Genomic DNA, 22605 nt, shown 5'->3' with positions numbered 1-22605 from the left:
TGGAGTCACGTCGGCCGACCTCCGGCTCGTGATTGCCGGCAGCGCCCTCCCTCGTCCTCGCACTGACAGCCGCGACCGTCGAGGCTGCGGAGGAGCCGGCGGCCGTCTCTCCCGGCGTCCGGATGCAGACCAAGATGCTCGGCGTGCTCGATGAGGCCGCGAACGTCTGCCGCTGGCGAGACCTCCCCGACCTCTACAGCCACTACGGCTCCCGGGGCATCCCGATCATGTCGGTGTTCCAGTCCTGGTCCCAGGGCGTCAGCGTGTTCGGGCGAGAGGGCATGGACAAGCTCTGGTCGGCCGCGAACGCGAAGATCTACGCCGGCGGAATCTCCGAGACAGGCTTCCTGCGGATGGTGTCGGAGCTGATCGGCACCTACGACCGAGAGACGACCTCCGCGAGCATGAACAAGGGTGTGCGCTCGACCACCAGCGCGTTGAAGCGAGAACTGATCCTCGACATCGCCGAGCTCGCGAACCTCCCCACACCGAAGAAGGGCCGCAAGATCGGGCGGGCGATCCTCATGTCCTCCGGCTCCCGTGCCGCCATCCTGCGCACGGTGCCGTGGTTCGACGGCCCTAAGCCGCTCGTCGCCGCGATCTACGCTTCTCTCGCGAACCACCGACCAGGTGCAGCACCGGCGCCGACGCTGGCCTCCGAGCAGGGACACGACCTCACGCCGGTGACTGACGCATGAGCGGCTACGACGACGACCCGTTCGGCGCCGACGAGCCTGCCACCGCGGCGGTGAGCGTCGATGTCGAGGCGGGGGAGCAGCCGACGACGCACTTCGGATCGGCAGACGAGTTCGTGCGCAAGCAGCTCATCGGCACCTACCGGCGCCGAGTCATGGCGCAAGGCTCCGGCGGCGGTTCACGGTGGAAGGCGGCCTGGTGGGAATCCAAGGAAGCGCAGCAGCGCATCGAGGCCCTGTGGCGGGCATGGGAGGCCGCACGAGCCGACCCGAAAGCCGGAATGAGCGCGTGGTGGATCAATCACTGCGACCCGCACATGAGCGTCCTACTCTCCCCGGACGGACCATTCGCCGACTCCACGGACGAGAACCGCATCGGGGAGGCACTGCCCTACGAGCCGCCGGTCGAGGGCGCGTTCCCACCCGACCTGCAACCGCCGCTATACACGCAACGCCCGGGCAAGGAATCCGCCTGAGGCGGCGATCTGGGAACGCAAAAAGGGGAGCACCGACCGGTGCTCCCCTACTTGCGTTGTGGAGGGCCGGCTAGCGGTTGAAGACCTCTAATCGTCGCCCGGATGGGGCGATTCCCGTCGTCTACGCCTCCTCGTGACGAGTCGGCGAAGCCCGACGCCGGCCCGCCTCTCAGCTCGTCGGGTTCAGTAAGACGAGCCCAAGGAGCGGGCCGTCGGAAAAGGCGTCCGAGGAGAGTCCCTGGACCGCGTCAGCCGCCATTGCTCAGGTGGGTGAAGGCGGTGTCGACCATCGCGCGGAAGTCGGCGCCCTCCTCCGCGGCCCACTCCTCCCACACCACGTCGACGGCCGCGAGTCCGGCCGCGGCGAGGACCCGGGCGGTGGAGCCGCCTAGCCCCCTCTCGACGAGGGCGTCGGAGAGGGCGACGGCGCCGTCGGCGCGGTGCTCACGGAGGCGCGCCTTCAGGGTGAACTCGCTCGCGATCAGCCGGAGCCGGGCGCGGTGGAGGTCGGGATCGCGGGTTGCCGCGACGACCACCGGCTCGACCGCGGTCCGCACGAGATCCCAGCCCGAGAGGTCCGCGTCGGCGGGCAGTGCGCGGACGGCAGCCGCGTAGTCGACCCGGTGCTGCTCGACGGCGGCGACGACCACGTCCTCCTTGCTTCGGAAGTAGCGGAAGAAGGTGGCGCGCGAGACACCCGCCTCCCGAGCCGCCTCCTCGACGGTCACCTCGGAGTAGCCGCGCTCGAGGAACACCGCGAGAACCGCGCCGGCCAGCTCGGCACGGAGGAGGACTCGGGTGCGGTCACGGAGAGCGGCGGTCATGCGACCAGCCTAAAGCTCACGGTCGAGACTTGGTCTCATGTGCGATATTGACTCTCACACGGATCGAAGGAGACAGCATGACCCTCACCTCGGAGAACACCCTGCAGGAGTGGCTCGACGACGCCGTCGGCGGACCGATCCTCCGCGGGATCCTCGCCCAGGGCGGCCAGTCGGAGGAGGCGCTGCGCCCGGCCCGGCAGCTGTCGCTCCGCGCGATGGTGGAGCTCGGCGGCGGCGCGTTCCCGCAGGAACTCGTCGACACCCTGGTGAAGCAGGCCAACGGTGGCGTCGTGCCGCCGGAGGAGACGGAGGAGGAGGCGCCGGACGGCTCCGGCCGCTTCGCCGGCAGGACCGTGATCGTGACGGGAGCTGGCTCCGGCATCGGACGGGCGACGGCCCGTCGCCTCGTGCGCGAGGGGGGACGTGTGATCGCCGTCGACGTGGTGCCGGCCGGGATCGAGGCGCTCGCGGCCGCCTCGCCCGAGGGCTCGGTCGTGACCGTCACCGCCGACATCACGGCGGCCGACGGCATCGAGGCCATCGTCGCCGCCGCGGGCGGGCGCGTCGACGGCCTCGCGAACATCGCCGGGATCATGGACGGGATGACGCCGCTGCACGAGACGGAGGACGGCCTCTGGCGCCGGGTGTTCTCGGTGAACGTCGACGGCACGTTCGCGCTCAGCCGCGCGGTGCTCCCGCTGATGCTCGCGCAGGGCCGCGGCTCCGTGGTCAACGTCGCGTCCGAGGCGTCGCTGCGCGGCAACGCCGCCGGCACCGCCTACACGGCGTCCAAGCACGCGGTGGTCGGCATCACGAAGTCCGCGGCGTTCCTCTACGGTCCCTCGGGTGTCCGCACCAACGCGGTCGCTCCCGGCCCGACGGCCACGGCGATCGAGGGCACGATGTCGAGCGATTTCGCCCGCGAGCGGCTGAGCCCGTTCATGGCGCTGATCCCGCCGGTGGTCGCGGCCGACACCATGGCGGCGTCGATCACCTGGCTGCTGAGCGACGACTCCGCGAACGTCAACGGCGTGGTCCTCGCCTCGGACGGTGGCTGGTCGGTCCAGTGACCTCCGCGGGGGTCAGTCGCGGGCGCTGCGCAGCTCGCGGCTGATCGCCCGCAGGCCGGTCTCGAGGGCCTCGAGCTCCTCGAGCGAGAGGCGCGAGAGCACGTCCTCGCCGAGTTCGGGGCGGGCGGCCATCAGCTCGCGCACGACGGCGCGGCCGAGGTCGGTGGCGTGGATGCGGCGGACGCGCTGGTCGGCGGCGTCGGTCTCGCGGACGACCAGACCGCTCACGGCGAGGCGGTCGACGAGCTTGGACATCGAGGGCATCGAGACGCCGAAGCTCTGCGCGAGGCCCGCGCCGGTCGCGCCCTCCTCGGTCGTGACGATCACCGAGAGGGCTTTCAGCTGCTGGATCGTGAGGTCGGTCGTCAGCAGCGGGGCGAGCACGCGGGGAATGGACCGCACCGTGATCGCGATCGACAGCCGCTCGATGTCCGAGAGTGCGCGGGCGCGGGGATCCATGAATCCACCGTAGGACTCGGCGGATACCCAGGACAATTACTTAGTGCCGGGCTAACCTTATCGGACAGCAAGAATCCGATCCGGAGTCGTGTCGGCGCCCGCGGGGGAGTCCCGCCGTCGCCCCGTCCCGGGGTCCGCCGTCGCGCCGATGCGCGTGACGAGAGCGAGCCCGCATGATCGACAGCATCCTGACCTCCGATGCCCTGGCCCCCGACGACGAGCGCCGCCTCGAGGCCGCCCGCGAGAGGTACCGCGCCGAGCGGGACCGCCGGGCCCGCCCCGACGCGGCGACGCAGTACCGCCGTGCCGCGGGGGAGTTCGGCTACTACGCGAAGGATCCGTACACGGAGCGCGTCGAGCGCGAGCCGGTGACCGACCGGGTCGAGGCGCTCGTGATCGGCGCCGGCTTCGGCGGTCTGCTCACCGCGTCGCGGCTGCGCGAGGCGGGGGTGGAGTCGCTGCGCCTGATGGACGAGGCGGGCGACGTCGGCGGCACCTGGTACTGGAACCGCTACCCGGGCGTGCGCTGCGACATCGAGTCCTCCGTCTACCTCCCGCTGCTGGAGGAGGTCGGCACGATCCCGTCCGAGCGCTACGCGCCGGGGGAGGAGATCCGCCGGCACGCGGTCGCGATCGCCGAGCACTACGGCCTCTACCGGGACACGCTCTTCCAGACCCGCGCGACCGCGCTGACCTGGGACGAGGACGCCGACGAATGGCTCGTGGAAACCGACCGCGGCGACGCCTTCCGCGCGCGCTTCGTCGTGACCTCCTCCGGTACCCTCACCCAGCCGAAGCTCCCCGGTATCCCCGGTATCGAGAGCTTCCGCGGCCACACCTTCCACACCTCGCGCTGGGACTACGGCTACACCGGCGGCACCCCGGACGGCGGCCTGACCGGCCTCGCCGACAAGCGCGTCGCCGTCGTCGGCACCGGGGCGACCGGCCTCCAGGTGATCCCGCACGTCGGCGAGGACGCCCAGGAGCTAATCGTCTTCCAGCGCACCCCCTCCACCGTCGACGTCCGCGACAACCGGCCCACCGACCCGGAGTGGGTCGCCTCGCTGCGCCCGGGCTGGCAGCGCGAGCGGATGGAGAACTTCCTCGCCGTGCTCGCCGGCGAGAGCGTCGACGAGTCGCTGGTGCAGGACGGCTGGACGAAGACCGTCGAGCTGCAGCGCCAGATCCTCTCCGGCGCCGTCGACACCTCGCTCCCGGCCGAGGAGCGCGAGCTGCGCGACGAGCTCGCCGACCTCGACACCATGGACCGCCTCCGCGCCCGCGTCGACTCCGTCGTCGAGGATCCCGCGACCGCCGCGGCGCTCAAGCCCTGGTACCGCTACATGTGCAAGCGGCCCGGCTTCAGCGACACCTACCTCCCCACCTTCAACCGCCCGAACGTCCGCCTCGTCGACACCGCCGACACCGGCGGCATCACCCGGATGACCGAGACCGAGGTCGTCGTCGGCGACACCGCCTACGAGGTCGACTGCGTGATCTTCGCCACCGGCTTCGAGGTCGGCATCTCCGGCGTGATGTCCGGCACCCTGCCCGTCGTCGGCCGCGACGGCCGCACGCTGCTGGAGGCGTGGGCCCGCGGCCCGCGCACCCTGCACGGCTTCTCGACGCACGGCTTCCCGAACCTGTTCCACCTCAGCGGCATCCAGAACGCCAACTCCGTCAACTTCGCGCACATCCTCCTCGAGCAGGCCGAGCACATCGCCGCCGTCATCGCCCGCGGGCGGGAGGTCGGCGCCCGCTACCTCGAGCCCAGCGCCGAGGCGGAGGAGGCGTGGGTCCGCACCGTGCGCGAGACCGCGAGCGACACCCGCGCGTTCCAGGCCGAGTGCACGCCCGGCTACTACAACGGCGAGGGCACACGCTCGATCGCCGGCGCCGCGTACAGCCCGGGCCCGATCGCGTTCCACCGGCTTCTGCGCGAGTGGCGCGAAGACGGCATGCGGGACGTCCTCGTCGGCGCGACGGTCGGAGCATCGCGATGAGGCGCGTGTTCGTTTCCCTGGCGGTGCCGTCCGTGCTGCTACTCACGGGATGCACGGCGGCCGCGACCCCGGACAACACCGACGCGCCGATAGCAGCCGAACAGATCGCTGAACGCGTCATGCAGGTGTCAGACGTCCACGAGGCAACCGGGATGACCCTCTTGGAGGGGCCGACCTTCGGCCCCGACGGGAGCCTGTATGTCGTCGACGTGGTGGCGCCGGCGGGGGAGGGCAAGGTTCTTCGCGTGGACGTCGAGGACGAGACCGTCGAGACCGTCTATACCGATGACACGAGCGTTTTGACCTCCGCGCAGTTCGGTCCGGCGGACGGCCGCCTCTACGTGACGGACTTCGCCGGCGGCGCGGTGCGCAGCATGACCACCGATGGCACCGATGTCCGCGAAGTTTTCGCCGGCCCGATCGACGGGGCGCCCATGCAGCCCGACGACATCGCGTTCGGTCGCGACGGCGCTCTATACGTCACCGATGCGGCAGGTGCGACGGCGCCCTACTGGGAGGCGAGCGGTCGTGTAATCCACATCGATCCGGTGACAGCGCAGGCGACCGTGCTGGCCTCCGAGCTGCCCTCGCCGAACGGCATCGGCTTCTCACCCGAGTACGACGCACTCTGGGTGGGGCTGAACACCGGCAACCGCATCGATCGTTTCACGCTGTCCCCGGACGGTTCGGAGGTCGCGACGGCTCACCCCGCGATCTACGCCTCGGCGGGCGTCGGTCAAGTCGACTCGATCGCGGTGGACGCGAACGGCAACCTCTACGTCGGAGTGCACAACCGTCCGGAGATCCTGATCTACGACGTCGAAGGCGCTCTCCTGACGACAGTGGAGGTGCCGACGGAGGAGGCGGCGGGTCTCAGTTCTGCGACCAATGTCGCGATCGCCCCCGGGACCACCGACGCCTACGCGACGATCAGCGGCCCCGACGGCGGTTTCGTCTACCGCTTCGACGCTCTCGCCGAAGGGATTCCGCAGTCGAACGGAGGCTGAGCGGAAGGATCAGTCGTTCTCGAGAGTCCCTGATCCGCGCGTGAGGCTGCGGTCACCGAGCGGCTGAGTCGGTCGGGTGTTGCCGGGGTGCGCCGAATCGAGGTCGTCCAGCTGCTCTGCCGAGAGCTCGACGGGAGTGGTGAGCACGATCCACTGCACGTTCTCGGTGCAGGGAGGTGTGGTCAGGCTGCCCTCGTAAGCGAAGTGGTCGAGAGACCCGGGGAGCAGGGCGGCCACGTCGAGGTCGAGGGCGGCGTCCTCCCCGGCCTCGGCCGCCTGGGCGGCGCCGCTGGCGAAGGAGTCGTAGGCGGCTGAGGCTGCGCCCTCCTTCGCGAGGACGCCGATGACGAGCCTGTCGCCGGCGTCGTTCTGGTGGACGAAGTGGAACTCGGCGGCAGCGGCGACTCCGTCGATGGTGTGCTCGGAGGGCGTGTGCACGTGCATCTGCGCGAGCTCGAACGTCGAGCCGTCGTACGTGACGAGTGACGCGTCGCCTTCGTCGCCGAGCTGGACCGTGTGGCCGGTGTCCTCGAGTTCGCCCTTCGAAGGCTCGGCCGTGACCTGGATGGGCACGCCGGTCGCTGTGGTCGAGGTCGGCAGGTCGATGGGCGACTGGCGGGTGCCGGTCGTGCAGCCGGCGAAACCGGGGTCGAGAGCGCCCCAGCCGAGGGGGCCGGACGCGCCCTCGTACGACCAGTGCGGGTCCGCTGCGGGGGCCGGTGCGGCGGGCTCGGCCGTGGCCGCACATCCTCCGAGCAGGAGCGCGCCAGCGGCGGCGAGGGCGGCGAGAGGGAGGAGAGCGGAGCGGGACATGGCGGGTTCCTGTCTGGTGATCCTCGCCGTCTGGCGGGACGGGAGCGGGTGTGCTCCGGTCCTTCGAGAATCGTCGATCCGGATGCGATGGCCGTCGTCCGGTCGGATCGACCGGTGTCGTCCGTTCGCAGTAGTCGCCAGGTCGACATGCCTCGCGGCGGTCCGCTCTCGCCCAGGGAGACTCAGGCTGGCGGGTGCTCCGCTCCGCGGCCGATCATCGCCAGGTAGAGGTCGATGCTGTCGCCGAGTGCGATCGAGGTCAGCACCGGTGAGGGGTCGAGCGGGAGCAGCAGGGGGTCGTTCGCGGTCATGAGCGAGCCGCCGAGACTCGGCGCAGGCCGATCGTCGCGAGGAGACCCAGACTCGTGAGGACGCTGCTGAGAATTACGGAGACTACGTAGCCCGCGTGGAGCAGTGCGCCGAGCGCACCGGAGCCGGGGGAGCGCGGAACCGTGTGGGTGGCGACGGACATGAGGACCTCCTCGAGGGCGGCGCCGGGTGCGCTGCGATGGGTTCCACGATTCCGGCGAAGGAGCGCCGAGTCGTCATCCCACGGGACTGATCGGCTGGTCCCAGCGCAGTAGTCCGTACTCGAGAGGGGTGCTCTCGGTCTCAGCCGGCGAGGCCGGCGCGGTAGGTCAGGGCGACGAGCTGGGCGCGATCGCGGGCTCCGAGTTTGGCCATCGCCCGGTTGGCGTGCGTCTTGACGGTGAAGGGTGACACGAACATCTGTGCGGCGATCTGAGTGTTGTCGGCGCCCGTGGCGATGGCGATGACGACGGCTCGCTCCCGGGGCGTGAGGGCGGTGAAGCGGTCGAGGATCGCGGGATCGACGGTGGGCGCGGGTGTCTGCGACACCTGGCCGATCAGCACGGCGCTGGCTGCGGCCGAGAGAGCACCGCCTCCTGCCGCCACTTCGCGGATGCCGTCCGCTAACTCATCGGGGCCCACCCCCTTGCTGAGGAATCCGTTCGCTCCGGCGCGCAGCGCGGCGAGCACGTTCTCATCGGTGTCGAAGGTGGTGAGCACGATGATCCGCAGCCGTTCTGCGGGAATCCGCTCCCGCATGCGCCGGGTCGTCTCGACTCCGTCGATGCCGGGCATGCGGATGTCCATCAGGACGACGTCGACATCGACGTCTTCCAGCACCGCGAGTGCCTCGAGGCCGTCGGCGGCGACCGAGACGACGTCGATGCCGGAGGCGGGTGCGAGGACGGCGCGCAATCCTTCGCGGATCATGGCCTGATCATCGACGATCATGATGCGGATCATGAGTGCGCGCTCCCATCGATCCGGAGAGTCGCCTCGACGGCGAACGTGGCTTCTTCATCACGGAGGACGAGACGTCCACCCGCGGAGGTGACGCGCTCCCGCATCCCCACCAGACCGTACCCGCGACGGACCGGTGGTGCGGCGTCCACGCGTTTCGCGTTCGTGATGGTGATCCGAAGGTCAGGCCCGCGTGTGGATGTCACCACCTCGACCGGGCCTTCGCCGTGCTTCTGGGAGTTCGTGAGCGCTTCTTCCAGCAGGCGGTACGCCGCGGTGCTCACTTCGGGGTCAAGCTGCGCGGGGACAGCGCACAAGTCGGCGTCGATGTCGGCTCCCGCCCGTTGGAAGCCGCCGAGGAGATCGGGAATGCGGTCGAATTGAGCGTTCGGTGTGCCGAGGCTCCCGTCGCCGTGCTCCGTCCGGAGGACGTGCAGGATCCGCTGGGTCTCGCCAAGCACCGATTGCACGCTTGTTCTCGCCGATTCCAACGACGTTCTCGCCCGGACAGCGTCGATGGGGAGGTTCACCTGGGCGACGCTCAGATGGATGTTGAGCACCGCGATCTCGTGCCCGACGATGTCGTGCAGGTCGCGAGCGATGCGCAGGCGCTCCTCTGCGACGCGTTGGTGCGTCTCGGCGTCCCTGCTGGCGAGCGTCTGCCGGGTGCGCTCGGCGAACTCGGTCCGGTAGCGGACGTAGCTGCGCAGGGCGCTCCCCGTAGCGGCGGCAGTGAAAGTACATGTCAGTGCGATGAAAGCGGTCGGGTCGACGGCGCCGAGCCCGTCGGATCCGATGACCGCGAGGTAGGCGGCCGCCCCGAGGATCCCGCCGACGAGCGCGCCGGGCAGCCCGCGGAGAGTGATCGAGAAGGCCGTGAACACGACGATCGTCCACGAGACGAGCGGATCGCCCCCCAACGCTGTCGCCGAGAGCGGCCCGAGAGCGACAAGCGCCGTTCCCAGCCACAAGTGCGTTGCGGGGGAATGAGGCCCGATTCGGAGGCGGATGCGGATGAGGCCGATCCCGATGAGGATCAAGGCGAGTCCGACACAGTCGCCGAGCGCACCTCCGTCCTGGAGCAGCAGGTACGTCTCGGTCGCGGCAGCGAGGAGAGAGACGACCAGGCAGCCGAGATCGAGGAAGCGGACACGCCGCGACCAGACTCCCGCGCCGAGGGACAGCTCGGCCGCGGTGATGGGCGGCGCGACGGAGGAGATCATGCGTCCATTCTTCTCGGCAGTCCTCCTTGGCTTGTACTGCCGCCGCAGTAGGGCTAGCGATCCGCGCAGATGATTCCCCCCGATCGGCGGGAGGCGACTCTCGGAGTGTTCGATCTTCCCCCTTCCCCGAGGAGTCACCGTGTCCACATTTCTCGCCCGCCTCGGGCGGTACAGCGCCCGCCATCGATTGGTGGTGAGCGGCGCCTGGCTCGTCGTCTTCGCCGGCTTGATCACCACTCTGATCATCGGAACCAACATCGGAGGGGTGAAGGCCGCCGAGGTCTCCGTCCCGAACTCCGCCGCGTCCCAAGCGCTCGAGCGCATGGATCAGGAGTTCCCGAGCACGCCCGATGGGTCAGCGGCGACCCTGCAGCTCGTGTTCCAGCCGGACGGGCCGGTCACCGATCCCGCAGTGTCGGCGCAGATCGCCACGGTGCTCGCCGACGCGAGCGCTCTGCCCGGAGTCGACTCGGTCACCGATCCGTTCGATCCTGTCCGCCCGACCATCTCCCAGGACGCGAGCGTCGCCGTCGCGACGCTCAGCTACGGCGAGCTCTCGGACGCAGACCAGGAAGCGGACTACGCCGCGGCTCTCGATCTGCGAGCGAACGCCCCTGCCGATCTCGGGGTGGAGTTGGGCGGCAACCTGGTGCCGATCGGGGCCCCCGCTCCCGGGGTCGGTGAAGCCGTCGGCGTGATCATCGCGTTCCTCGTGCTGATCCTCACCTTCGGCTCGCTCCTCGCAGCGGGCTTCAATCTCCTGATCGCGGTATTCGGCGTAGGCGTGGGCATCGTCGGGGTTCTCGCCTACGGCTCTCTCTTCCCCCTCGGTGAGAACGCGATCATCCTCGCCTCGATGCTGGGTCTGGCCGTCGGCATCGATTACACCTTGTTCATCCTCTCGAGATTCAGGATCGAGGTGAGGTCCGGCAAGAGCGTCGAGGACGCCGTCGCTCGGGCGACCTACCGCCGGTACCGCGGTCGTGTTCGCCGGACTCACCGTCATCGTCGCCCTCGTTGCGCTGCTCGTCGCGAATCTGAGCTTCGTCACCGAGATGGGCATCGCCGCGGCGGCTGCAGTACTGGTCGCGGTCCTGATGTCGCTGACGCTCCTCCCCGCTCTGCTGAAGACGCTCGGGCTGCGCGCGCTGTCGAAGAAGCAGCGCGCCGAGGTCCTCGCCGGGCACTTCGCTGTCGAAGGCGGAACGCAGAAGCGCGGCATCATGCGCGGCTGGGGAAGCGTCGTCGTCAACCGCCCCGTCATCTCCGCTCTCGCCGGCATCGTCATCCTGGTGATCGTTTCCCTGCCGATGTTCAGCATGAAGACCGCCTTCAACATTCCCGGCGGCGCCGACCCGGAATCGACGGAGCGCACCGCCTACAACCTGATCGTCGACGAGTTCGGCGGCATCCAGAGTCCCCTCATCGTCCTCGCCGAGGGCCCGGACGTCGCCTCTCACACCGACAGCGTCCAGGCCCGGATCGCGCAGCTCGAGGGTGTGACGCAGGTCGCACCCGCCGAGATCTCTGCGGACGGCACGATGGCCCGTCTCGTCGTGATCCCCGAGGGCAGCCCCATCGATCAGGAGACCAAGGACATCGTGCACACGCTGCGCGAGGACGCGGACACGCTTCCCGGCGTACACCTCGAAGTCACGGGGGAGACGGCGATCGGAATCGATCAGGATGCGGCACTGATGAGCGCGCTGGTGAAATACACCATCGTCATCGTCGCGATCTCTCTGCTGCTGCTGATCGTGATGTTCCGCTCTCTCCTCATCCCTCTGATCGCCACCCTCGGCTACCTGCTCTCGGTGGGCGCATCGTTCGGCGCGAGCACGGCCGTCTTCCAGTGGGGCTGGCTCGATCCGCTGATCGCCGCTCCGCAGGGTGACCCGATGCTGAGCCTGTTGCCGCTACTGCTGGTCGGTGTCCTCTTCGGCCTGGCGATGGACTACCAGGTGTTCCTCGTCTCGCGGATCAAGGAGATGCACGACAAGGGGATGGCGCCGAAGGACGCGATCCGTGAGGGCTTCGCTCGCTCGGGCCCGGTCCTCGTTGCAGCCGCGGCGATCATGACGGTCGTCTTCGGCGGCTTCGCGACCGGCGAGTTCGCGATCGGCGCGTCCATCGCCTTCGGGCTCATGGTCGGCGTGATGGCCGACGCATTCATCGTGCGCCTCGTCCTGATGCCGGCCCTGCTGAGCCTGCTCGGGAAGTCCGCCTGGTGGATGCCGAAGTGGCTCGACCGCATCGTCCCCAGGATCGACACCGAGGGCCATTCGCTCGCGGAGCAGCCCCACCAGGGTGTCAAGGAGCGTGAGCTCGAGAACGCGTGACCAGGCGTGAAGAGGGGGTCGGCACCGGTGGTGCTGACCCCCTCTTCACGCCTCCGGATGCCGAGTGGCGGCTTCCGGAGCCTGCTTCATCTGCAGTAGACGGGCCGCGCTCAACGTACGACGTCCGAAGAGACGGGTCCCGCGAGGCTGAGGTCATGACCACCAGCGCTCTCGTCAGCGGCTCTCTGCGGACCACGCTGCCCTTGGCCCCCCGCCCGCCGGTCGCTGTAGCAGCTGTGATCGTGAATGCGGCCAAGTTCGACGGGGGATCCCTCGGTCGGTTCCGCGCCGCCGTCGATCGTGCCTTCATCGCCCGCGGCCTGGTCGCCCCGTTCTGGCTGCCCACCTCGGCGGATTCGACGGGAGCCGCGCAGGCTCATGAAGCTATTCGACGTGGCGCTGATCTCGTCCTCGTGGCCGGCGGGGACGGCACGATCCGCACGGTCGGTCAGGAGCTCGCGGGAACGGGCGTCGCCCTCGCGCTCCTTCCGATCGGGACCGGCAACCTTCTAGCCCGCAATCTCGGGATCCCGCGGAACGAGGTCGACGTGGCAGTGCACATCGCCGTGCACGGTACGGACCAGGCGATGGACGTCGGCTGGGCGCGGATCGACCGTCACGGTGACGGGCGATTGCTCGAGGATTACGCCTTCCTCGTGATGGGTGGCGCGGGCTTCGATGCGGCGACGATGGCGGGTGCGTCATCGGCGCTCAAGCGGAGGCTAGGCTCCGCCGCGTACGTCCTCTCAGGTGCACTCGCCAGCCGAGACCCGATGGTCGAAACGACGGTGTCGGTCGATGGAGTCACTCGTCACGCTGCGCAGTCACACGGCATCGTCGTCGGTAATCATGGATCGTTGACGATGGGACTGTCGTTGCTGCCGGAGGCGGCCTGCGACGACGGCCGGCTCGACGCTGTCGTCCTTCTGCAGCGAACCCCGTTGGACTGGCTGTCTACCCTCTGGAGCGTCGCCGCCCACGACCAGCGCGGTAGTCGACGCATGCCGCACGTGCACGGCCGGGAGATCGACATCCGCAGTTCTGTGCCGGTACCGGTCGAGGTGGATGGAGACGTCGTCGGCGAGGCACGGCGGATCCGCTTTCGCGTGCAGCAGCAGGCTTTGCACGTTCGCAGCGCTTAATCGGCGCGGACGACCACCCTGACTCGGGCGATGTTGTCGACGCGCGCATAGGGATCGTCTGCATCTCCGGTGGTCTGTGCAGTGACGCGGATGGCGAGGAAATAGGTTCCAGCGTCGTCGAATGCGCACTGTCGGACGTCGTCGATCTTCCGCTCGGGAAAGACCCGCTCGGCCGCATGGAAGTGGCCTGCTCCGGTGAGATCCGTCGCCACGGCAACGATCAGGCCGCCGGCGGTGGTCGCCTCGGCGGTGAAATGGACGTCGACCGCCTCGCCAACGCGCACCTCGACCCGATCGGCACCGCCGACCGTGGCGGTCACCGTGGGCTGGACGCCACCGCGCAAAGCATCGTCGACGGCCACCTCTACCTGGCCGTCGACGACCTCGTAAACGGTCGACGGCGACGGCTCCACGCCCTCCTCGACCCAGGCGCTCAGCTGTCGAAGAGCGGCCTGCAGGGCGCCGGCGTAGCTGACCGTCAGCGTTTCGTGCTCCTGGACGCCGCTCTCGTCGCCGTGCAGCGCGTTGTCGGTGTACCAGAGGCGGAAGCGGTCGTCTGCGGCGTCGCCGAGGAACTCCGCGACGCGAGAGCGGTACCAGTCGGCCTGCCACGGGAAGGCCTCACGGTCGAGGAGGGAGGCGACCACGATCATCCGGCTGCTGATGCGCCCGGTCGGGACGGTGCCGGAGGCGCCCTGCGCGAAGAGCGGACCGAGCAGCAGGGGGCGCTGGGGGAGGGCAGGCTCGCCGTCGGCGTCTCGGAACTGATCCCAGACGAGGTAGTCAGCGGACGGAACCTGGTGGCGGTGGTAGGTCTGAGCAGCGAGGAAGTTCGAGTTATCGAGGGTCACCGCGTCACCGACAGCGAGGACGGCGTCGCCCTGGCCCGGCTCAAGGAGCACCTCGTCGCCGTCGACGCCGGCGACGCGCAGCACACGACCGGTCGAGTGGCCGGAGCGGATCACGAGCTCGGCGCCCAGAGTCCAGCCGCTGGGTACGTCCGCGAGCCGTACGCCGATGACCGAGCGGTCACCGGAGACGGTGGCTTTGTACGACTCGTCGACACCTCCCGTGACGGTCGCCGCGTCGGGGTCGGCGGTGAGCAGCTCGACGACGGTGGTGTCGAGCCGGATGCGGTCGCGGTGCACGGAGGCGTCCGGGTCGCTGCCGAGGTAGCCCTCCGCGCTCCAGAAGTCGGTGGCGTAGCTCGGGTCGGCGGCCATGATCCCGGGGTAGAGGACGCCGAACGCGTGCATCCCCATGGTCTCCCAGCCGAACCAGGAGCGGAGCGGGAAGCCCATGCGGGTCACCTCGTCCAGGGTCGCGCGCTCCTCGTCGGTGAGCTCCAGCTCAGTCGGATCCCCGCCGGCGTCGTAGGCGTCCACGATTCGGGGGAGCACATCGCGGAGGATCCGCTGAGCATGCATGCGGACGGCGAAGACGTTCGGGATCGCCATCGGGCTGCCGATGACGTAGGGCACGAAGCCGTCCCAGACGCCGTCGGTGTTCTCGGAGGCGCCGATCGTGCGGTAGCCGCCGCCGCTCCCGCCGTAGAGGTAGCCGAAGACGCGCTGCTCGCCGAAGACCGCGCTCGCGAGTCGACGCGAGAGCCGGGCGACGGCCGCGTTGGCGCGATAGGCGCCGATCGTCGGGTCCACGCTGGACATCGGACCACCCGATGCAGCAGGACCGCCGCTGTTGGTCTCGAGGTAGTAGCCGCCGCTGGCGAGCGTGAAGGGGATCGGGTTCTCGTCGTCGAGGCGCTGCTGTGCGAGATTCTCGCTCTGCGGGACAGGGGTGACGTGCTGGAAGAAGCGTCCCTGGAACTGATCGGCGGTCGGGAGGTAGATCGAGAAGCGCGTGTCGCTGTCGTGGAACCCACCGTGCAGGTAGCGGTGGCGCACCGGTTCGTCGCGCCACTCGTCGATGTCGACGTAGGGCAGGGCGAAGGCGCCGTCCACGGGGTCGCGGTCGAGCGGTCGTCCGGCGAGTGAGTCGGCGGTGACAGGGGAAGGGGCAGTCATCGGTGATCCTTCGGGTCGGGGGTGATCACAGCGAGGCCCGCGGTGATGGTGGGGAGCAGCTTTTCGAAGGTCCGGTAGGGGCGCATGGCGAGGGCGACACCGATCCAGAGCACCGCGGGGAACGCGCCGGCGAGAAGGACGATGCCGGTGAGCGCCTCCGGCGTCTGCGCCGCGGCCGTGCCGTCGTAGCCGACGACGCCCAGGACCCAGCCGGTGGCCGCGCCGCCGAGACCACCGCCGAGCCGGACGGCGAATGCCGTGATCGCGCCCATCGTGCTCTCGAGCCGTCGGCGGCCGCTCCACTGGTTGTAACTGGCGTTGTCGATGACGAGCACCTGGAGGAGGAAGGTGATGGGGAGGGTCCCGAGGCCGCTCAGCGCGCTGGAGAGGAGGATCACCGCCAGGTTCCCGTTCGCGACGATCATGAGGACCCCGGCGAGGACTCCGCAGACGGCTCCAGCCGTGATGATCGTGCTGATGGCGAAGCGCTTCATCAGACGGGGGAAGAACAGCATCAGCGGGAGGATCAGCACGGGCACGAGACCGGTGAGGCTCATCAGGGAGATGTCGCCGACGACGTACTTGAAGTAGTAGACGGCTATCCCGGTCCCACCGGCGAGGGCTCCGACGAAGCTGATGCCGGCGACGATCCAGATGTAGCGGTTCGAGACGAGAACCTCGCGGATGTCGCGGAAGGTGACCTTCGGGGCGTCCGCGGCCTCGGTCTGGTACTTCTCCTTGAAGAAGAGGAAGCGGCCGAGTCCGATGAGGGCCAGCGGGATCGCTAGGAAGAGCGCGAGCATCGACCACGCCGAGGTGCTCGTGCCCGCCTGGGCGATGAAGAGCGGCAGGGCGACGTTGAAGGCGACGACTCCGACGGTCGTGAAGAAGCCGGTGCGGGTGGCGACCTTGGCGACGAGGAGGCGGGAGTTGAATGCGCGGGCGAGGTAGAGGTAGTCGTTCGCTCCGAGGAGGGAGGTGAAGACGACATTGGCCAGGAGGAGCCAGACGAAGAGCCATGCGGTCTTGCCGGCGTCGGGGAGATCGGGGGTCGAGAAGAGGAACCAGGTCGAGATCCAGACCCCGATGATCGCGAGCTCATAGGGCCGGGCCTTACCCCAGCGGGTCTCGGGGGTGCGGTCGATGAGCCATCCGGCGAGGACGACGACCGCCGCCTCGAGGAGCTTGCTCACCAGGGCGAGCGTGCCGAGGACGGCCGGATTCAGGCCGAGGACGTCGGTGCCGTAGAACACCCACATCGCCAGGAAGAGGTAGTTGACCGCTCCGGAGAGCCCTGTGGTGGTCCACGCCAGGCCCGCCGCGGCGGAGAGTCGGTCGGGGTCGTTTCGTCGGTCGGCTCTGCGGGTGGCGCGGGCGCTGGTCGGTCGTGACGTCGTCGTCATCGGGGGTCCTTCGGAGGAGGAGCGCGGAGATCGGGAGGGACGGCGTCTCGCGGCGCCGGATCTGAAAACAGAGTGAATCACAGTGTTGGAACGAGAATCAAGCGATCAGTCGCGCTTCCCACTGCCGAAAACTGGAACTTACTCAGATTGTCCTCGCCTAGGCTGATCATGTGACCTCGACTGCACCGACGAAGCGCGGACCGTACGCCTCGACGCGGAAGCGCCGCGAGACGATCGTCGCCGCGGTGGTGGCGCTCGTCGACGAGCTCGGCCACGAAGGCGTGACGACGGCGCTGGTCTCCCAGCGCTCGGGGGTGAGCGAGACCACAGTGCTCTACCACTTCCCCTCGAAGGACCACCTGCTCGTCGCCGCCCTGGGAGCGATCGAGGAGGAGCAGGGCGCGAAATCCCAGCTGGACCTGGACGACACCGTCATCGACGCCCGCGCCTTCCGTCGACTGCCGAACCCCGACTCCGCCGATCCCCGGTTTCGGCTCCTCACTGTGCTGAGGGGCGCAGCGGCGTCACCGGAGCATCCGGCTGCCGAGTACTTCGCCGTGCGCAACGCCAGGCTGGTCGAGGTGTTCGCGCACCTCATCGAGCACAGCCAGCGGAGTGGCCTCGCTCACCCTGCCGCGGACCCTCGCATCACCGCCCGTCAGGTGATCGCAGTGTGGGACGGCCTCAACCAGTTCTGGATCTCGGACCCGACGTTCGACCTCGGCGCGGCGGTCGAGGACGCAATCCGACGGCTCACGGGTCAGAACCTGATGGAGATCCAGCAGTTGCTGGGAACCGCGTTCGACACGCCTCCCTCGCGGTGACGCCGAGAAACCGCTGAACCGTCGACACACTCGCTCGCGTCGGCCGGCGCGACGGTCCAGGGGAACCGCGAGGCGGTCGGCGTAGCCGGCAGCGAACACCAGCTCGGCACGGGCACATCACCCCTGAGCCGCCCATGGCGACCGGAAGCGCAGCCTTCACGCTGACCATCGCCACTGGTGGGCTCGTTGCACCTACTGCGGATGGACTACACAGGCCGCTCCTGAAGCAGGACGGCAGCGCGATGGCGACCCGGGAGAGTGGACCTACATCGCCCGGCGACAAGCGCAGGGCCTGACCGAGGAGCACATCATGACCGCAACAGCCCCCACCCGAACCATCCTCGCCGCGGCCTTCGCTACACCGGACGGTGCAGCGCGAGCCGCCGCGGCGGTCGTCGGTGCCGCCCCCGAGAAGATCGCCAACACCGCAGTCCTCCACGTCAAGGCCGACGGTACGCCCACGTTCACCGAGACCAAGGACTGGGGTGCGGGGCGCGGCGCTCTCGTCGGCGGGGCCATCGGCCTCATCGGCGGACCGCTCGGTGTCCTGGCGGGAAGTGGTGTCGGGATTCTTGCCAGTCGCCTCCGTGACGTCGGCTTCAAGAATTCGCAGCTGCAGGAGCTCGGCGAGACAATTCAGCTCGGCGAGTCCGCCGTGGTGTTCGAGATCTCGAGCGACGCCGTTTCCCAGGCGACCGAGCTTCTCGGCTCGCTCTCGGCGCGTCAGGTTGTCGTCGAGCCGGTCGATGCCGACGTATCGGCGCTCTTCGATTGACCGTCCGCGTCGACCTGAACCTGGCCGAGGTCCGCTGATCCCGGTGCATCACCGTCTGAAGGAGAGAACCGATGGATCAGAACCCTGCGGTCGGTGATGAAGTGGTCCAGGCCGCGAAAGGCGGCTCGATCGATGTCGACACCGCTGCCGCCCGCGCCCAGGCCTACATCTACGGCAATATCGTCGTCCTAGGCACCCTGGCGGTCATCGGTCCCGCCGAAGCAGGCACCGCCGAGAACCTGCTCTTGCTGATCGGCACAGTGGTTTCGACGTTCATCGCCCATGTCGTCGCGGAGTCGTACGCGACACGGATCCGGACGAATCATCGGCCTGACCGGGCGGCACTTCGGCACTCGCTGCGCGACGGTCTGCCCGTGCTCAGCTCGGGCGCGATACCCGTGGTGCTCCTGATCGCCGCGGTCGCTGGGCTTCTCGGCAGTACTGCGGCTTTCTCGCTCGCCGCACTCTCCGTAGTGACGAGGTTCCTGCTTCTCGGCTTCACGATCGGCCACCTCCGCGGCACTCAGAGTTCGTGGCGCACGGTGGGCACCGGTGTGGCACTGGCGACGGCGGGAGTTGCGACCGCGGGGTTCAAGCTCGTCGTCGGCCACTGAACGCAGTCCCTCAGAGTCGCCCGGTCAGGTCGTGCCGCCGACCACCAGCTCGAGCTCGAGGGCGTTGACCGGGCCGTCCGGAGCCGGCGTCTCGCCGAGGACCGAGAGGAAGTTGGCGATCATGTTCTTCGTCGGCGCGGTGACGTCGTAGGAGATCGTCGTCAGCCGGGGCACGGTGACCTGAGAGAGCGGGGTGCAGTCCATGCCGATGATCGAGACCTGCTCGGGGACCTCGAGCGACCGGATGCTGGCGGCCGAGAGCAGGCATGTCGCGATGTCGTCGTTGTAGCAGGCGATCCCGATCCCGGGAGGATTCAGACTGTCGAGCGCGGCGACCGCCTGCTCCAGATCGACCCCGAGGTGCACCACATCAGGATCGGCGAGGCCGGCACGGCGGCACTCCTCGCGGACGCCCTCCTCGCGGCCCTGCCCGAACGGGTCCTGCCGCGCGTCCTGAAGGCGAGCGACCGCGAGGCGGGTGCTGCCCCGCTCGATCAGATGGCGTGCCTGAAGGCGGCCGATCTCGCGGTCGAACTGATCCTCGGACGCGAGGTGGGGGTCGAACGCGCGCACCCCTCGGCGCTCGAGCAGCTCTCGCTCCTCGTCGGAGAACGGCGTCAGCGAGAGGATCGCCCGCGGAGCCATGCTGCCCACCAACCGCCCCAGCGCAGCGGTCGTCGTCGTTGCAAGCCGAAGGACGAGGGTGAGGCCCTGCTCTGCGAGCTGCTCGGTCGCGGCACCGAAGATGTCCTGCAAGTTGCCACCGAACGTGGTGTTCGGAATGAGGGCGATCACGAAATCGCTCGAACCCATGGCGAGGGCACGGCCGGCGGCTGAAGGCTGGTAGTCGAGCTCGAGGGCCGCCTCCTTGACGCGCTCGATGGTCGAGGCGGAGAAGCGCTCGCCCCGCCCGTTCAGGATCTGGCTCACGGCGCCGCGCGAGACTCCCGCGAGCCGGGCGACGTCCTCGCTCTTCACGATCACGCGGCTCCCCCTTCTGACGTCGCCGACCGATGCTGCTCACCAATTCTAGGACGCTTGTTGACGCGCGTTACCCGCTGTGTTTAGCTTCGTAACGCGCGATACCATCGCGCTTACCCCGCAACGAAGTGGAGCCCTCGATGACGAGCCTGACCGATCCCGCCACCCGCGACGACGATCGAGTGGCCGCGCAGCGGATGACCGCACGTTCGAACCGGTCGCTCTTCAACCAGGGATGGTCCTTCCGCACGAAGGTCACGGCGTTCGCGGAGCTCGGCGGCTCGAGCGGTGCCGACTGGACGGACGTGCACCTCCCGCACGACGCCTTGATCGGGCAGACTCGCCGCCAGGATGCACCGCGTGGCGAGACCAACGGCTACTTCCCCGGCGGCGCCTTCGAGTACCGCCGCACGTTCGCGGCGCCGGAGCAGGACGCCGGGTCGCTCGTCCTCCTCGAGTTCGACGGCGTCTACCGCGACGCCGCGGTCTTCGTGAACGGGAACCTCGCCGGCACGCACGCCTACGGCTACTCGCGCTTCACCGTCCGGATCGACCCGTTCCTGCAGTTCGGCGCCGACAACGAGATCCGCGTCGAGTGCCGAACCTCCCTCGACAGCCGTTGGTACGCCGGCGCCGGCATCTACCGCGACGTCCACCTCGTCGTGAAGCGGACAGGTCGCATCGTCCCCGACGGACTGCGCATCACGACCCCCGAGGTCACCGCTCATGAGGCGCTCGTCGAGATCGAGGCCCTCGTCGAGAACGCCGGCCCGCTCACCCGCACCTACCGGCTGGACGTCGCTCTCCGAGACGACGCCGGCGTTCCCGTCGGCAGCAGCGGCTCGCCCATCACCCTCCTCCCCGGCACGACCGGCACCGTCCGCCGCCGTCTCCACCTCGAGGACCCGGCCCTGTGGAGCGTCGAGAACCCAGCACTGCACCACGCCCGCGTCACCCTGCACGACGGCGACGAGATCGTCGACACCGAGCACGTGACCTTCGGCATTCGCTCGCTGCAGCTCGACCCGACGCACGGCCTGCGCATCAACGGCCAGAGCGTGAAGCTGCGCGGCGCCTGCATCCATCTCGACAACGGTCCGCTCGGCGTGGTGTCCATGCGTCCCGCAGAGGAACGGAAGATCGCGATCCTCAAGGAAGCCGGGTTCAACGCGATCCGCAGCTCGCACGCACCCATGAGCACGGCCCTGCTCGACGCCTGCGACCGGCTCGGGATGCTCGTGATGGACGAGACCTTCGACGTGTGGACCCAGGCGAAGTCCGACAACGACTACGCCTTCGACTTCCCCACCTGGTGGGAGCGCGACGTCGAGGCGATGGTCGCGAAGGACCGCCATCACCCCAGCGTGATCTTCTACTCCATCGGGAACGAGATCCCCGAGACCGGGTCGCCGATCGGCTCGATCTGGGGACGCCGTCTCGCGGAGAAAGTCCGCTCGCTCGATTCGACCCGCTACGTGACCAACGGGGTGAACCCCTTCGTCTCGATGATCGACACGATCGTGCCGCAGATGAAGGCGCAGCGCTCCGCGGCCGCCGAGCAGCCCGGCGGTGGCGTGAACACGATGATGGCCGGCTTCGGCGCCATGATGGGCCGGATCCAGGCCTCCGAGCAGGCGACCCAGCGCACCGAGGAGTCGTTCGCCGTCCTCGACGTCGCCGGGATGAACTACGCCGACGCGCGCTACGAGCTCGACCGCGAGCAGTTCCCCGATCGGATCATCGTCGGCAGCGAGACCTGGCCGTCGTCGATCGTCGCCAACTGGGCTCTTGTGCAGGCCGATTCCCGCGTGATCGGCGACTTCACCTGGACCGGGTGGGACTACCTCGGCGAGGTCGGCATCGGCGTCAACCGCTACGTCGAGGACGGCGAAGCGCAGAGCGGCTTCAGCGGAGCCTTCCCGGCCCTCACCGCGGGCTGCGGCGACATCGACATCACGGGGGAGCGCCTGCCCGTCTCCTACTTCCGCGAGATCGTCTTCGGACTCACCTCGACGCCGTACATCGCCGTGAGCCGCCCTGAGCGCCACGGGCAGGAGCTCGCCGTCGCCACGCCGTGGGCGTGGACCGACTCGCTCGGCAGCTGGTCCTGGCCCGGGTTCGAGGGCCGCCCGATCCGGGTCGAGGTGTACAGCGACGCCGAGCAGGTCGAGCTGCTGCTCGACGGCTCCTCGCTGGGAGTCGCGGAGGTCGGCGCAGAGCTGCCGTTCCGCGCGGTGTTCGAGACCTCGTTCGCGCCCGGCGAGCTCGTCGCCGTGGCCTCAGCCGGCGGAGCAGAGGTCGGCCGTTCCGCTCTCCGCTCCGCCGGAGCTCGAGTCGAGTTGAGTGTCGTCGCAGATCGTGCGGACATGCGCGCCGATGGCTCCGACCTCGCCTTCCTCGCGATCGCACTCGTCGACGAGTCCGGGACGGTGCACAACGTCGAGTCGCACGTCGTGATGCTGGCCGTGGACGGCCCTGCAGTCCTCGAAGCACTCGGCACCGGCGCCACCTCGACCAGCGAGCCGTTCACAGCGGATCACTGCACGACCTCCGACGGCCGCGCTCTCGCGATCATTCGGCCGACCGGCCCCGGTGTCGTGACCGTCACCGTCTCAGCCGAGGGCCTCGCGCCTGCCGTCACGACGATCGTCGCCCGCTGACCGA

At 69.1% G+C, this 22605-nt stretch carries 20 protein-coding genes and 1 pseudogene; 12 read left to right on the top strand and 9 right to left on the bottom strand.

The window, feature by feature from the left end; all coding sequences use genetic code 11:
- Positions 1-32 precede the first annotated feature (32 nt).
- Entirely contained in the window at positions 33-698 is a 666-nt protein-coding gene (locus HQQ86_RS12180; protein WP_254071995.1) for a TraG/TraD/VirD4 family protein, read from the top strand.
- The gene (locus HQQ86_RS12175) at positions 695-1171 is read left to right on the top strand and encodes a DUF4913 domain-containing protein (RefSeq protein ID WP_173288369.1); all 477 of its coding nucleotides are present in this window, start codon (positions 695-697) and stop codon (positions 1169-1171) included. The genes HQQ86_RS12180 and HQQ86_RS12175 overlap by 4 nt, the downstream gene beginning before the upstream one ends.
- 248 nt (positions 1172-1419) lie before the next feature.
- On the opposite strand, the gene HQQ86_RS12170 is transcribed toward HQQ86_RS12175, so the two are convergent.
- The gene (locus HQQ86_RS12170; protein ID WP_173288367.1) at positions 1420-1995 is read right to left on the bottom strand and encodes a TetR family transcriptional regulator; all 576 of its coding nucleotides are present in this window, start codon (positions 1993-1995) and stop codon (positions 1420-1422) included.
- Positions 1996-2072: 77 nt separating this feature from the next.
- Between HQQ86_RS12170 and HQQ86_RS12165 the strand changes: the two genes are divergently transcribed.
- Positions 2073-3065: an SDR family NAD(P)-dependent oxidoreductase gene (locus HQQ86_RS12165; RefSeq protein ID WP_173288365.1), complete on the top strand. Its 993-nt coding sequence runs from the start codon at positions 2073-2075 to the stop codon at positions 3063-3065.
- Positions 3066-3077: 12 nt separating this feature from the next.
- Here the strand turns inward: HQQ86_RS12165 and HQQ86_RS12160 are convergent, their stop codons facing one another.
- Positions 3078-3524, bottom strand: a complete 447-nt coding sequence (locus HQQ86_RS12160) for a MarR family transcriptional regulator (protein WP_173288363.1) — start codon at positions 3522-3524, stop codon at positions 3078-3080.
- 173 nt (positions 3525-3697) lie between these two features.
- Between HQQ86_RS12160 and HQQ86_RS12155 the strand changes: the two genes are divergently transcribed.
- Entirely contained in the window at positions 3698-5527 is a 1830-nt protein-coding gene (locus HQQ86_RS12155; protein ID WP_173288361.1) for an NAD(P)/FAD-dependent oxidoreductase, read from the top strand.
- 5 nt (positions 5528-5532) lie between these two features.
- Positions 5533-6534 (top strand): SMP-30/gluconolactonase/LRE family protein, encoded by a 1002-nt coding sequence (locus HQQ86_RS12150; protein WP_216845337.1) that lies wholly within the window; start codon positions 5533-5535, stop codon positions 6532-6534.
- 9 nt (positions 6535-6543) lie between these two features.
- On the opposite strand, the gene HQQ86_RS12145 is transcribed toward HQQ86_RS12150, so the two are convergent.
- From HQQ86_RS12145 to HQQ86_RS12135, 4 genes are all read right to left on the bottom strand, one after another.
- Positions 6544-7347 carry a carbonic anhydrase gene (locus HQQ86_RS12145; RefSeq protein ID WP_173288357.1) on the bottom strand — a complete coding sequence of 268 codons (804 nt, stop codon included), beginning with the start codon at positions 7345-7347 and terminating at the stop codon, positions 6544-6546.
- A gap of 182 nt (positions 7348-7529) precedes the next feature.
- Positions 7530-7658: a hypothetical protein gene (locus tag HQQ86_RS21785; protein ID WP_301952293.1), complete on the bottom strand. Its 129-nt coding sequence runs from the start codon at positions 7656-7658 to the stop codon at positions 7530-7532.
- Positions 7659-7959: 301 nt separating this feature from the next.
- Positions 7960-8619, bottom strand: coding sequence for a response regulator transcription factor (locus tag HQQ86_RS12140; protein WP_173288355.1), 660 nt, complete (start codon positions 8617-8619; stop codon positions 7960-7962).
- Complete coding sequence (locus HQQ86_RS12135; RefSeq protein ID WP_173288353.1) at positions 8616-9839, bottom strand: sensor histidine kinase; 1224 nt, start codon at positions 9837-9839, stop codon at positions 8616-8618. Before HQQ86_RS12135 ends, HQQ86_RS12140 begins: the two co-directional genes overlap by 4 nt.
- Before the next feature lie 322 nt (positions 9840-10161).
- Between HQQ86_RS12135 and HQQ86_RS21295 the strand changes: the two are divergent.
- The 3 genes and pseudogenes from HQQ86_RS21295 to HQQ86_RS12125 all read left to right on the top strand — a co-directional run.
- Positions 10162-10743, top strand: a pseudogene (locus HQQ86_RS21295) (MMPL family transporter); the annotation flags it as partial.
- A gap of 79 nt (positions 10744-10822) precedes the next feature.
- Positions 10823-12178 (top strand): MMPL family transporter, encoded by a 1356-nt coding sequence (locus HQQ86_RS21290; RefSeq protein ID WP_367948632.1) that lies wholly within the window; start codon positions 10823-10825, stop codon positions 12176-12178.
- Between the two features lie 155 nt (positions 12179-12333).
- Entirely contained in the window at positions 12334-13320 is a 987-nt protein-coding gene (locus HQQ86_RS12125) for a diacylglycerol kinase family protein (RefSeq protein WP_173288351.1), read from the top strand.
- Here HQQ86_RS12125 and HQQ86_RS12120 read toward each other — a convergent pair.
- The gene (locus HQQ86_RS12120) at positions 13317-15344 is read right to left on the bottom strand and encodes a hypothetical protein (protein WP_216845335.1); all 2028 of its coding nucleotides are present in this window, start codon (positions 15342-15344) and stop codon (positions 13317-13319) included. The two genes, HQQ86_RS12125 and HQQ86_RS12120, sit on opposite strands and share 4 nt — an antisense overlap.
- A complete protein-coding gene (locus HQQ86_RS12115; protein WP_173288349.1) occupies positions 15341-16747 on the bottom strand; it encodes an MFS transporter in 1407 nt (468 codons plus the stop codon). The genes HQQ86_RS12120 and HQQ86_RS12115 overlap by 4 nt, the downstream gene beginning before the upstream one ends.
- Positions 16748-16992: 245 nt before the next feature.
- On the opposite strand from HQQ86_RS12115, the gene HQQ86_RS22055 reads away from it, so the two are divergent.
- The 3 genes from HQQ86_RS22055 to HQQ86_RS12100 all read left to right on the top strand — a co-directional run bounded on the left by HQQ86_RS22055 (position 16993) and on the right by HQQ86_RS12100 (position 18960).
- A complete protein-coding gene (locus tag HQQ86_RS22055; protein WP_367948631.1) occupies positions 16993-17571 on the top strand; it encodes a TetR family transcriptional regulator in 579 nt (192 codons plus the stop codon).
- Between the two features lie 310 nt (positions 17572-17881).
- The gene (locus HQQ86_RS12105) at positions 17882-18346 is read left to right on the top strand and encodes a DUF1269 domain-containing protein (protein ID WP_173288345.1); all 465 of its coding nucleotides are present in this window, start codon (positions 17882-17884) and stop codon (positions 18344-18346) included.
- A gap of 71 nt (positions 18347-18417) precedes the next feature.
- Entirely contained in the window at positions 18418-18960 is a 543-nt protein-coding gene (locus HQQ86_RS12100; RefSeq protein WP_173288343.1) for a hypothetical protein, read from the top strand.
- Between the two features lie 24 nt (positions 18961-18984).
- Here HQQ86_RS12100 and HQQ86_RS22050 read toward each other — a convergent pair whose 3' ends face one another.
- Complete coding sequence (locus HQQ86_RS22050; RefSeq protein ID WP_173231076.1) at positions 18985-19944, bottom strand: LacI family DNA-binding transcriptional regulator; 960 nt, start codon at positions 19942-19944, stop codon at positions 18985-18987.
- Between the two features lie 137 nt (positions 19945-20081).
- Between HQQ86_RS22050 and HQQ86_RS12090 the strand changes: the two genes are divergently transcribed.
- Positions 20082-22601 carry a glycoside hydrolase family 2 TIM barrel-domain containing protein gene (locus tag HQQ86_RS12090; protein WP_216845334.1) on the top strand — a complete coding sequence of 840 codons (2520 nt, stop codon included), beginning with the start codon at positions 20082-20084 and terminating at the stop codon, positions 22599-22601.
- The last annotated feature ends 4 nt before the right edge of the window (positions 22602-22605 follow it).

The organism is Rathayibacter sp. VKM Ac-2857 (assembly GCF_013205025.1).
In the GTDB taxonomy this organism is placed as follows: domain Bacteria; phylum Actinomycetota; class Actinomycetes; order Actinomycetales; family Microbacteriaceae; genus Rathayibacter.
This window is presented reverse-complemented; position numbering and strand designations above follow the sequence as displayed.